Origin of the sequence: Roseiarcus sp. (assembly GCF_049514155.1) — a bacterium.
GTDB lineage: Bacteria > Pseudomonadota > Alphaproteobacteria > Rhizobiales > Beijerinckiaceae > Roseiarcus.
The window spans coordinates 1-11,804 of record NZ_JBEKVH010000015.1; the positions used below are offsets into that span (position 1 = coordinate 1).

Genomic DNA, 11,804 nt, shown 5'->3' on the forward strand with positions numbered 1-11,804 from the left:
GGCGATCTGATGGTGCGGCTGCGCGACGGCTTTTCGCCGACCTACGCGCAGATCCGCGACGATTTCAACGCGGCGATCGGCAAGCTCAGCGCGGCGATCGAGGTGGTCATGGCGAGCGCCGGTGGGATGCGCGACGGATCGCAGTCGATCGCTTCCGCCGCCGACGATCTTTCCCGCCGCACCGAACAACAGGCGGCGAGCCTCGAGGAGACCGCCGCGACGCTGAGTCAGGTCACCGGCACGGTGCGAAAGTCGGCGGAGGGCGCCGATCACGCGCGCGCGGTCGCGGCCGCCGCCGACGAGGAAGCGCAAAAGAGCGCCGCCGTGGTCGGCCAGGCGGTCGAGGCGATGAACGCCATCGCCGGCTCGGCGCGCCAGATCAGCCAGATCATCGGCGTCATCGACGAGATCGCCTTCCAGACCAACCTGCTGGCGCTCAACGCCGGCGTCGAGGCGGCGCGGGCCGGAGACGCCGGTCGCGGCTTCGCCGTCGTCGCGTCGGAAGTTCGCGCGCTGGCGCAGCGCTCGGCCGAGGCGGCCAAGGAGATCAAGGCGCTCATTTCCGCCTCGACCGCGCAGGTCAACGGCGGCGTCGCGCTCGTCGCCCAGACCGGCCTGTCGCTGGAGCGCATCCTGGCGCGCGTGGCCGAGATCAGCGCCGCTATTCGCCAGATGGCCGCCGGGGCGCAGGAACAATCAGGCGCCCTTCAGGCGATCAACACGACGATCGAACAGATGAACCGCGTGACGCAAGAGAACGCGGCGATGGTCGAGGAAACGACCGCGGCCAGCCGCACGCTGTTCGACGAATCGACCAAGCTTTCAGGACTGATCCGGCAGTTCCGCGTCGCCGGCGCCGACGCGGAGGCGGCCCCGAGCGCCTTCCCCGCAAAGGCCAGGCCGAAGTCGGCGGCGGCCTGACCGCGATCGGCGCAGCTCGCCCTCGCCCCAACCTTCCCACGCAAGCGGGAGAGGGGGCTTGGCGCGCGCCAAATCTCTGAAATCAAAAACAGATTCGAAGGTTACCAAGCTTTCATGCCGGCGCCATCACGGCGTTAGGCGAGCGAAGCGATTGTCCGCCGCGAGCCGTCGGGGAGAACCCGGCGCCGCAACCCTTCGCAGGAGCCGACATGTCCCTCGCCCCCTCCCCCCTTCGCCCCCGCCGTCAATTGCGCGCCGCCCTGCTCGGCGCCGTCGCCGCGGTCGCGATCGGCGCCGCCGTCGTCGAGACCGGCGCCCTCGCGCCGGGCTACGCCGTCGCCGACACGCAGCAGCCCTCGGCCGGCCCCGCCTCGTTCGCCGACGTCGTCGACCGGGTGAAGTCCTCGGTCGTTTCGGTCAAGGTCAAGATGTCCGAGGCGGCCGACGCCGAGAGCGATCTCCAGACCATGCCGCACTTCCCGCCCGGCAGCCCGTTCGACCGCTTCTTCAAGCAGTTCGGCATGCCTGACGACCAGGACGAAGGCGACGCGCCGACGCCGCGCCATCCGCAGCGCCACATGACCATGGCGCAGGGCTCCGGCTTCTTCATCTCGTCCGACGGCTATATCGTCACCAACAACCACGTCGTCGATCACGCGACCGAGGTGACGGTGACCACCTCCGACGGCAAGACGCTCGCCGCCAAGGTGATCGGAACCGACGCCAAGACCGATCTCGCGCTGCTGAAGGTCAACGACTCGGGAACCTTTCCGTTCGTGAAGTTCGCGCCCCACACGCCGCGCGTCGGCGACTGGGTGATCGCGGTCGGCAACCCGTTCGGCCTCGGCGGCACGGTCACCGCCGGCATCGTCTCGGCGCGCGGCCGCGACATCGGCTCGGGCCCCTATGACGACTTCATCCAGATCGATGCGCCGGTCAATCACGGCAACTCCGGCGGCCCGACCTTCAACACCGACGGCGACGTCGTCGGCGTCAACACGGCGATCTTCTCGCCGTCGGGCGGCAGCGTCGGCATCGGCTTCGCCATCGCCGGCGACGTGGTGGAGAAGGTCGTCGACCAGCTCAAGACCGGCGGCGTGGTCGAGCGCGGTTGGCTCGGCGTCGAGATCCAGCCGGTGACGCAGGACATCGCCGACAGCCTCGGCCTCAAGACCGCCTCGGGCGCGCTGGTCGCCAAGGAGAACAAGGACGCGCCGGCCGCCGCGGCGGGGGTGAAGATCGGCGACGTCGTCACCGCGGTCAACGGCCAGTCGGTCGCCGACCCGCGCGAGCTCGCCCGCCGCATCGCCGACCTCGGCCCGAAGAAATCCGCCGAGCTGACGATCTGGCGCAACGGCGCGCAGCAGACGGTCTCGGTGACGCTCGGCGCGATGCCGAACGACAAGGAGGCGATGAACGACCAGGGGACCAACAAGCCGGATGCGGCGGACACGTCGGTCGCCAAGCTCGGCCTGACCCTCGAACGCGGCCGCGACGGCGTGACGATCACCGACGTCGACCCCAACAGCGTCGCCGCCGACAAGGGCCTGCAGCAGGGCGACGTCATTCTCGAAGCGAGCGGCAAGGCCGTCGAGCGGCCGACCGAGATCGCCCAGGCGTTCGACGCGGCCCGCGCCGACGGACGCAAGTCGGTGCTGCTCAGGGTGAAGACGGGCGACACCATCCGCTTCGTCGCCCTGCCGGCCCAGGCGGCGTCCTGAGCCAAAAGATCGGCCTCGCCGCCCCTTGCGAGGCCGTTGACGCCGGAACCCGCGCGACGATCGCCCCCCGCTCCCGCGTCGGTCCGGCGAGTCCGGCGGCAGGCCCCATCCCCGGCCTGCCGCCGCTTTTTTGCCTCCGTCGGCCGGGAATCGCTATATGTCTCCCATGCGGATTCTGATCATCGAGGACGACCGCGAGGCGGCCGCCTATCTCGTCAAGGCGTTCCGTGAAGCCGGGCACGCGATCGACCATGCCGCCGACGGCGTCAGCGGCTACGACCTCGCCCAGGAAGGCGGCTACGACGTCGCCATCGTCGACCGCATGCTGCCGAAGATGGACGGCCTGTCGCTGATCGGCGCGCTGCGCGCGCAAGGGGGCGAGACGCCGGTGCTGATCCTCTCCGCGCTCGGCCAGGTCGACGACCGCGTCAAAGGCCTGCGCGCCGGCGGCGACGACTATCTCGCCAAGCCCTATTCGTTCTCCGAGCTGCTGGCGCGGGTCGAGGCGCTGGCGCGCCGCCGCCCCAAGGGCGCGCCGGAGGAGACCGCCTACCGCGTCGGCGACCTGACGCTCGACCGCCTGTCGCGCAAGGTCGCGCGCGCCGGCGAAGAGATCGCGCTGCAGCCGCGCGAGTTCCGCCTGCTCGAATATCTGATGCAGAACGCCGGCAAGGTCGTCACCCGCACCATGCTGCTCGAGCACGTCTGGGACTACCACTTCGATCCGCAGACCAACGTCATCGACGTCCACATGTCGCGGCTGCGGGCCAAGATCGACCGCGATTTCGACGCGCCGCTGCTGCACACCGTGCGCGGCGCCGGATACATGCTGCGTGACGATCCTCAATAAGCTCTTCCGCGCCACGGCGTTCAAACTGACGCTGGTCATCTTCGGCCTCAGCGTCGTCGGTTCGGCTGTGGTGCTCGGCGTCGTCGCCTGGCAGGTGATCAAGCTGGTCGACGCCGAGACGCAGCAGACGATCGCGGAACAGGCCAAGGGCCTCGCCGAGCAATACGACGCCGGCGGCGTGCGCCGTCTCGGCGAGGTTATCGACAAGCGATCGCACCAGCCGGGCTCGTCGCTCTACCTCCTGACCAACAACGCCGGCGAGCCGCTCGCCGGCAACGTCGCGCAACTGCCGCCCGGCGTGCTCGACCAGGTCGGCGTGGTCGATACGCCCTACGAGACTGTCGACGAATCGGCGCCGGGCCGGCGCGCCCTGGCGCGCATCTTCGCCCTGCCCGGCGGCTTCCGCCTGCTGGTCGGGCGCGACCTCGGCGATCGCGCCCGCATCGGCGCGGTGATGGTCCGCGCGATGGCGGTGTCGCTGATCTTTTTCGCCGCGCTGGCGGCGCTCGGCGCTCTGTTCGTCGCCCGTCGCGTGCTCAACCGCATCGACGCGATGAACCGCTCGGCGCGCGCGATCATGGCCGGCGATCTCACCCTGCGCCTGCCGGTCTCGGGCTCCGGCGACGAACTCGACCGGCTCGCCGCCGGCCTCAACGACATGCTCGCCCGCATCGCCGAGCTGATGACCGGCCTGCGCGAAGTCTCCGACAACATCGCCCACGACCTGCGCACGCCGCTGACCCGGCTGCGCAATCACGCCGAGGCGGCGTTGCGCAGCGCCGACGATCCGGCCGCCTATCGCGCCGCGCTCGAACGCACGATCGAGGAATCGGACGGCCTGATCCGCGTCTTCAACGCGCTGCTGGCGATCGCGCGCGCCGAGGCGGGCGCCGAGTCCGCCGGCGTCGGCGCATTCGACATCGGCGAGGCGGTCGAGAGCGTCGCCGAGCTCTACGCGCCGGTCGCCGAGGAAAATGGCGCGACGTTGAAGGTCGAAGCGACGCGCGGCCTGATGGTCGTCGGCAATCGCGAGCTGATCGGCCAGGCGGTCGCCAACCTGATCGACAATGCGGTCAAGCACGGCGCGCCCGAGGACGAGGCGGCGGCGAAGACGGAGATCTCGGTTGTCGCGCGGCGTGACGGCGCGTCGGTGGCGATCGAGGTCGCCGACCACGGCCCCGGCATCCCCGCCGACGACCGCGCCCGAGCGCTCGAACGTTTCGTGCGGCTGGAAGGCGCGCGCTCGCGGCCGGGCTCCGGTCTCGGCCTGTCGCTCGTCGCCGCGGTGATGCGCATGCACGGCGGCGCGTTGCGGCTCGACGACAACAGCCCCGGGCTCAAAGTGACTGCCACCCTGCCGGCGGCCGCCGAGGCGCCGCGCCTGCCCGTCGCGCAGGCGGCGGCGTGAGCGGCGCGCTCGCCGGGCGCCTGCGCGACGCGCCGCGGCTCGCCGCGCCGGCCATGGCGGCCAAGAAGCTCGACTCCTTGTTGCGCGATCCGCGCGCCGAAGCGCTGGCGTCGCTCGCCGGGAGCGAGGCGACGCGCGCGCTGCTGCTCGGAATCGCCGACCACTCGCGTTTTCTCTGGTCGCTGGTCGCCGAGGACCCCGGCCGGCTCGCTCGCATCCTCGCCGCGCCGCCCGAAGACGACTTGGCGGCGCTGATCGAACAGATCGCGACGCGCCGCGACGACGACGAGAACGCGCTCAAACGCGCGCTGCGGCGGGCCAAGCACGAGGCGGCGCTGCTGATCGCGCTCGCCGACCTCGGCGGCGTGTGGGACGTCGTCGCGACGACCGAGGCGCTGACCCGCTTCGCCGACGCGGCGGTCGGCGCTGGCGTCCGCTTTCTGCTGCGGCGCGAGGCGCGCGCGGGACGGCTCGCGCTCGACGCCGACGCCGCCGACATCGCCGCCGGCAGCGGCTTCGTCGTGCTCGCGCTCGGCAAGCACGGCGCGCGTGAGCTCAACTATTCGAGCGACATCGACCTGATCGCGCTGTTCGACGCGCAGTCGCCGGCGATTCCCGCCGACGTCGAGCCGACGCCGCTGTTCGTGCGCCTGGTCCAGGCGCTGACCCGGCTGTTGAACGAACGCACGTCCGACGGCTATGTCTTCCGCGTCGATCTGCGCCTCAGGCCCGACCCGTCGGCGATGCCGGTGGCGCTGTCGATCGCCAGCGCCATCGCCTATTACGAGACGCTCGGGCAGAACTGGGAACGCGCGGCGATGATCAAGGCGCGGCCCGCCGCCGGCGACCTGGCGCTCGGCGCGCGCTTCCTCGACGAGCTCGCGCCCTTCATCTGGCGCAAATATTTCGACTACGCCGCGATCGCCGACATCCACGCGATGAAGCGGCAAATCCACGCCGCGCGCGGCCACGAAGAGGTGACGGTGGCGGGCCACGACCTCAAGCTCGGCCGCGGCGGCATCCGCGAGATCGAGTTCTTCGTCCAGACCCAGCAGCTCATCTTCGGCGGTCGCCGCCCGTCGATGCGCGGCGCGCGCACGCTCGACATGCTCGGTCAGCTCCACGCCGAGCAGTGGGTGTCCGCCGAGGCGGTCGCCGACCTCTCGGCCGCCTATGTCTTCCTGCGCCGGCTCGAGCATCGATTGCAGATGATCGCCGACGAGCAGACGCAACGCCTGCCGTTCGAGACCGCGCCGCTCGCGCGCTTCGCCAAGTTCTGCGGCTACGCGCGGCTCGGACGATTTTCCAGCGAGCTGACCGGACATCTCAAGCGGGTCGAGCGTCATTACGCGCGGCTGTTCGAGGACGCGCCCAAGCTCGACGTCGAGGCGGGCAGTCTCGTCTTCACCGGCGTCGTCGACGACCCCGAAACGCTGACGACCCTGCGCCGGCTCGGCTTCCAACGACCGGAAACCGCCGCCGAGACGATCCGCGGCTGGCATTTCGGCCGCCGCTCGGCGGTGCAGAGCGCGCGCGCGCGCGAGGTGTTGACCGAGCTGACGCCGGCGCTGCTGGTCGCTTTCGGCGGCTCCGGCGACCCGGACGCGGCGCTCGCCGCCTTCGACGCGGCGCTCTCGCACATGCTCGGCGCGGTCGAATTGTTGTCGATCCTGCGCTCCAACGCGCCGGTGCGCGAGTTGTTCGGCGACCTCCTCGGCGGCGCGCCGCGGCTCGCCGAAGTCGTCGCACGGCGGCCGCACGTGCTCGACGCGGCGATCGACCCCGGCCGCATCGCGGCGATCGGCGAAAGCCTCAACGAAGCGCACATGGCGGCGCGGGTCGACGCCTTTCTGGCGTCGGCGAAGAGCGTCGAGGACACGCTCGACCGCGCGCGCGACTTCGCCGCCGAGGAAATGTTCCTGATCGGCGTCCGGCTGCTTTCCGGCGCGCTCGACCCCGAACGCGCCGGCCAAGCCTATAGCGCGCTGGCGCAAGCGCTGCTCCATGCGCTGCTGCAGCGGGTCGCCGCCGCCTTCGCGCGCGACCACGGCGCGGTCAGCGGCGGCCGCGTCGCGGTGCTGGCGATGGGCAAGCTCGGCTCGCGCGAGATGACCGCCGCCTCCGATCTCGACCTGATCGTCATTTACGACTTTCCCGACGACGCCGGCGATTCCGACGGCGCGCGGCCGCTGCCGGCGGGGCTCTATTACGCGCGGCTGACCCAGCGCCTGCTCGCCGCGCTGACCGCGCCGACCCGGGCCGGCAAGCTCTACGAAGTCGATCTGAGGCTGCGCCCGTCCGGGGGCAAGGGCCCGCTCGCGACCCAGTTCTCGGCCTTCCGCCTCTACCAGGCCAACGAGGCCGAGACCTGGGAGCGCATGGCGCTGACGCGCGCCCGCGTCGTCGCCGGCGACAAGCGGCTCGGCGAGGAAATCGCCGCGACGATCGCCGCCGTTCTCACCAGGCGGCGCGACCAGGCGAAACTCGCCAAGGAGGTGAGCGCGATGCGCGACCTGATCGCGCGCGAGAAGGGCGACCAAGACCCGTGGGATCTCAAGCTCGTCTCCGGCGGGCTGATCGACATCGAATTCGTCGCCCAATTTCTGACCCTGGCCGAAGCGAGCCGCGTTCCGGAACTGCTCGACGTCTCGACCCGCGCGACGCTCGCCGCCGCGGCCGAAGCCGGCGTGATCGCGCGCGACGACGCCGAGGCGCTGATCGCCGCCCACCGGCTCTATACCGACGCGACCCAGGTGATGCGCGTCGCCGTCGCCGGGCCATTTGACCCGGCGAGCGCGGCGAGCGGCGTCAAGCGCCGGATCGCCGCCGCAGCGGCGCTGCCCGATTTCGAATCGCTGCAAGGCGCAGTCGGCGAAGCGCGCGAAGCCGTCCGCCGCGCCTATGCGCACGCGCTCGGCGACCGCTCCTGAGCGCTGGCGCGGCGATCGCGTGTGGACAGCGCCGGCGCACCGGTGCAACAATCGCCGACAACCAAACGGAAGCGGCGACGAGATCGACGCGGGCGCGACGCGACGCCGCGCCGAGCGGTTTCGGGCGGGCTCGAGAACGTCGCAAGGAAGCAAGGAGGAAACGCGATGCTGCGTTCGCAGATCAACGCCGCCATCGAACACGCAAAGTCGGTCTTGCGCGTCCACGGCTTCCATCTGCCGCCGTTCGCCTTCTGGACGCCTGAAGAATGGCGGCGCAAGGGCGCGGAATGCGACGAGATCCGCGCCTGCAAACTCGGCTGGGACGTCACCGATTTCGCTTCCGGCGATTTCGCCCGCGTCGGTCTCACCGCGTTCACCCTTCGCAATGGCGGCGCCGCAGCGCCCTACGCGCGCACCGTCTATTGCGAAAAGGCGATGATCGTCGGCGAGGGCCAGCGCACGCCGATGCATTGTCACGCGGCCAAGCAGGAGGACATCATTTGCCGCGCCGGCGGCGCGCTGATCTGCCAGGTCTACAACCGCGGCGCCGACGGCCGCCTCGACGACCGGGAGGTTGGCGTGTCGCTCGACGGGATCGCGCGCCGCGTGCCGGCGGGGCATCGCTTCGTCGTCCGCCCCGGCGAATCGATCCGGCTGACGCCGTTCCTCTATCACGAGTTCTACGCCGAGCCGGGCTCGGGAACCGCGATCATCGGCGAAGTCTCGTCGGTCAACGACGACGCCTCCGACAATCTCTTTCTCGATGCGCCGGCGCGTTTTCCCGCAATCGTCGAGGACGCGCCGCCGACCCATCTTCTCTGCAACGAATATTGAGGGGCCCCGGCGCCGAAGCGCCGGAGGAGCGATGTCACACCAGCACATCATCGCGTTCGACGCCGGCGGAACGGCGGTGAAGGCGGCGCTCTACGACGAACGCGGCGCGGAGCTCGCGGTCGCCGGCGCAACGATGGCGCCGCTGCATCCTGCGCCAGGCTGCCTGGAGCGTGATCCGCAGGCGATGTGGGCGGCGATCTGCGCCGTCTCGCGCAAGGTTGTCGAGAAGGCCGGGGTCGCGCCGTCGTCGATCGCCGCGGTCGGCCTGACCGGCTACGGCAACGGGCTCTATCTTCTCGATCCGCGCGGCAAGCCGGTGCGCAACGGCGTGCTGTCGCCCGACCTGCGCGCCCAGGCGATCGTCGCCCGCTGGCGCGCCTCGGGGCTCGAGGACGCCGCCATTCCGCTGACCTACCAGCGGCAATGGCCGGGCAAGCCGGCGCCGCTGCTCGCCTGGCTCGAAGCGCACGAGCCGGAAGCGCTGGCGCGCGCCGCGCATGCGATGTTCTGCAAAGACTATCTGCGCTTCCGCCTCACCGGCGCGATCGGCCTCGAAATCAGCGAACTGTCTTCGGGCGGGCTGACCGACCAGGGCCGCCGCCGCTTCGAGCCGAAGGTGCTGGAGCATTTCGGCCTCGGCCGCTACGCGCGGCTCTATGGCGACGGCGTCGAGCCGCTGACGATCTTCGGCGCGGTCACCAGCGAGGCGGCGGCCGAAACCGGGCTCGCCGCCGGAACGCCGGTTTCGGCCGGCTACGCCGACGGCCCGGCGATGGCGCTCGGTCTGGGCGCAATCGACGAGAGCGTGATCAGCGTCATCGCCGGCACCTGGGGCCTCAACCAGCTCGTCAGCCGCACGCCGGTCGCCGACGGCTCGATTTCGGCGCCGATCGTCGGCGTGCGGCCGGGCGAGTTCGTCCTGACCGACGCCGGCCCGACCTCGGCGAGCGCGTTCGAATGGTTCGTCGATTCGGTCGTCGCCGCCGCCGACCCCGCGCCTCGCGACCACGCGGCGCTGTTCGCGTTCTGCGATGAACTGGCGGCGCGCGCGCGCGGCGACGGCGCCCTCTATTTCCTGCCCTATCTGAACGGGCGGCTCGATCAGCCCGAGGCGCGCGGCGGCTTCATCGGCCTCGCCTCATGGCACGGCCTGCCCGAGATGATCCGCGCGATCTTCGAAGGCGTCGCGTTCGAGCATCGCTGGCACATCGACCGGCTGCTGAAAGGCCGGACGCGGCCGCGCACGGCGCGGTTCGCCGGCGGCGCGGCGCGCAGCCGACCTTGGCTCGAAGTCTTCGCCGCCGCGATCGACCTGCCGCTCGAGCTCGCCGCCGCCAGCGAACTCGGCGCGCTCGGCGCCGCGATCGTCGCCGCCGTCGGCGTCGGCCTCCATCCCGATCTGGAGACGGCGGTGGCGGCGATGACGCGCGTGCGCGGCCGGATCGAACCGGATCGCGCCCTGGTCGAGGCGCTGGCGCGGCGGCGCGCGGTCTACGGCGAATTGTGCGAGGCGCTCAGGCCGACGTGGGCGAAGCTGTGAGCGCGCCGCTCGCGATCGTCGGCTTCAACGATTCTTTGGAAAATTGGTCGGAGTGAGAGGATTCGAACCTCCGACCCCCTCGTCCCGAACGAGGTGCGCTACCAGGCTGCGCTACACTCCGACGGCCCCGTCTCCGGCGCCGCCGGCTTTATAGTGGCCCCACGGCGCCGGCGCAAGCGCGACGAAGGATGACGCCGGCTGGCGTCCGGCGCCCGATTTTCGCGCTTGCCGGTCCGGGCGCGCGATGTTTAGCTCGCCCCATAACGAGGAAACGCGGCGGCGCGCCCGCCTTCCCCGGCCGAACGACCCCGTCGACGCGGGGTCCGCCCGGCCGCCTGCGGCGCCGAGGGAGAAACGATGCATCCGTTGCTGAAAGTCGCCGTGGCGGCCGCGATTGTCGCCGGCGCGACGGCTGGCGCCCGCGCCGACGACCTCACTGTCGCCCTGATCTACGGCCGCACCGGCCCGCTCGAAGCCTACGCCAAGCAGACCGAGACCGGTCTCAGGCTCGGCTTCGAATACGCGACCAAGGGGACGATGACGGTCGACGGACGCAAGATCGTCATCGTCGTCAAGGACGACCAGAGCAAGCCCGACCTCGCCAAATCGGCCTTGGCCGAGGCCTACGAGGACGACCATGCCGACATCGCGATCGGCAGCACCTCATCGGCGGCGGCGATCGCCATGCTGCCGGTCGCCGAAGAACACAAGAAGATCCTGATCGTCGAGCCGGCGGTGGCCGACCAGATCACCGGCGACAAGTGGAACCGCTACATCTTCCGCACCGGCCGCAACTCGTCGCAGGACGCGATCTCGAACGCGGTGGCGATCGGCAAGCCGGGCGTCCATGTCGCGACGCTGGCGCAGGACTACGCCTTCGGCCGCGACGGCGTCGCCGCGTTCAGGGAGGCGCTGGCCAAGACCGGCGCCACTCTCGACGACGAGGAATACGCCCCCGCCAACACCGCCGACTTCACCGCCGTCGCCCAGCGCCTGTTCGACGCGCTCAAGGACAAGCCGGACCGCAAGATCATCTGGGTGCTGTGGGCCGGCGGCGGCGATCCGATGGACAAGCTCATGGACCTCGACCCCGGCCGCTACGGCGTCGAGCTGTCGACCGGCGGCAACATCTTCGCGGCGCTGACCGCCTACAAGCGCTTCCCCGGCATGGAAGGCGCGACCTACTATTACTACGGCATCCCCAAGAACCCGGTGAACGACTGGTTCGTCGCCGAGCACCAGAAGCGCTTCGGCGGCCCGCCCGACATGTTCACCGCCGGCGGCTTCACCGCCGCGATGGCGGTCGTCGCCGCAGTCGAGAAGGCGAAGTCGACCGATTCGGAAGCGCTGATCGCTGCGATGGAGGGCATGAGCTTCGACACGCCCAAAGGCGAGATGATCTTCCGCAAGGAGGACCACCAGGCGCTGCAGTCGATGTACCACTTCAAGGTGCGCGTCGACCCCGCTCTCGCCTGGGCCGCGCTCGATCTCGTCAGCGAAATGAAGATCGACGACATGCAGATCCCGATCCGCAACAAGCGGTGAGGGGCGGCGTGTCCCCTCTCCCCGCTTGCGGGGAGAGGGGACACGCGGCGCCGTC

General features: G+C 70.8%; 8 protein-coding genes and 1 tRNA gene. 8 read left to right on the forward strand and 1 reads right to left on the reverse strand.

Translation table 11 applies throughout. The features are described 5' to 3' along the window. From ABSF49_RS03685 to ABSF49_RS03715, 7 genes are all read left to right on the forward strand, one after another. Positions 1-921 (forward strand): methyl-accepting chemotaxis protein (locus tag ABSF49_RS03685; RefSeq protein ID WP_424111281.1); only part of this gene is annotated, 921 nt, incomplete at its 5' end. A 209-nt stretch (positions 922-1,130) separates the two neighbouring features. Further along, complete coding sequence (locus ABSF49_RS03690) at positions 1,131-2,642, forward strand: Do family serine endopeptidase (RefSeq protein WP_424111282.1); 1,512 nt, start codon at positions 1,131-1,133, stop codon at positions 2,640-2,642. A 166-nt stretch (positions 2,643-2,808) separates the two neighbouring features. Continuing rightward, the gene (locus ABSF49_RS03695) at positions 2,809-3,492 is read left to right on the forward strand and encodes a response regulator transcription factor (protein ID WP_424111318.1); all 684 of its coding nucleotides are present in this window, start codon (positions 2,809-2,811) and stop codon (positions 3,490-3,492) included. Next, positions 3,476-4,900, forward strand: coding sequence for a sensor histidine kinase (locus ABSF49_RS03700; protein ID WP_424111283.1), 1,425 nt, complete (start codon positions 3,476-3,478; stop codon positions 4,898-4,900). Before ABSF49_RS03695 ends, ABSF49_RS03700 begins: the two co-directional genes overlap by 17 nt. Beyond that, positions 4,897-7,830 carry a bifunctional [glutamine synthetase] adenylyltransferase/[glutamine synthetase]-adenylyl-L-tyrosine phosphorylase gene (locus tag ABSF49_RS03705; RefSeq protein ID WP_424111284.1) on the forward strand — a complete coding sequence of 978 codons (2,934 nt, stop codon included), beginning with the start codon at positions 4,897-4,899 and terminating at the stop codon, positions 7,828-7,830. Before ABSF49_RS03700 ends, ABSF49_RS03705 begins: the two co-directional genes overlap by 4 nt. A 165-nt stretch (positions 7,831-7,995) precedes the next feature. Further along, the gene (locus ABSF49_RS03710; RefSeq protein WP_424111285.1) at positions 7,996-8,664 is read left to right on the forward strand and encodes a D-lyxose/D-mannose family sugar isomerase; all 669 of its coding nucleotides are present in this window, start codon (positions 7,996-7,998) and stop codon (positions 8,662-8,664) included. Between the two features lie 31 nt (positions 8,665-8,695). Further along, on the forward strand, positions 8,696-10,204 hold the full coding sequence (locus ABSF49_RS03715) for an FGGY-family carbohydrate kinase (RefSeq protein WP_424111286.1): 1,509 nt from the start codon (positions 8,696-8,698) through the stop codon (positions 10,202-10,204). Positions 10,205-10,248: 44 nt separating this feature from the next. On the opposite strand, the gene ABSF49_RS03720 is transcribed toward ABSF49_RS03715, so the two are convergent. After that, a tRNA-Pro gene (locus tag ABSF49_RS03720) sits at positions 10,249-10,325 on the reverse strand. 236 nt (positions 10,326-10,561) lie between these two features. Here ABSF49_RS03720 and ABSF49_RS03725 point away from each other — a divergent pair. Further along, on the forward strand, positions 10,562-11,749 hold the full coding sequence (locus tag ABSF49_RS03725) for a substrate-binding domain-containing protein (RefSeq protein ID WP_424111287.1): 1,188 nt from the start codon (positions 10,562-10,564) through the stop codon (positions 11,747-11,749). Positions 11,750-11,804 lie beyond the last annotated feature (55 nt).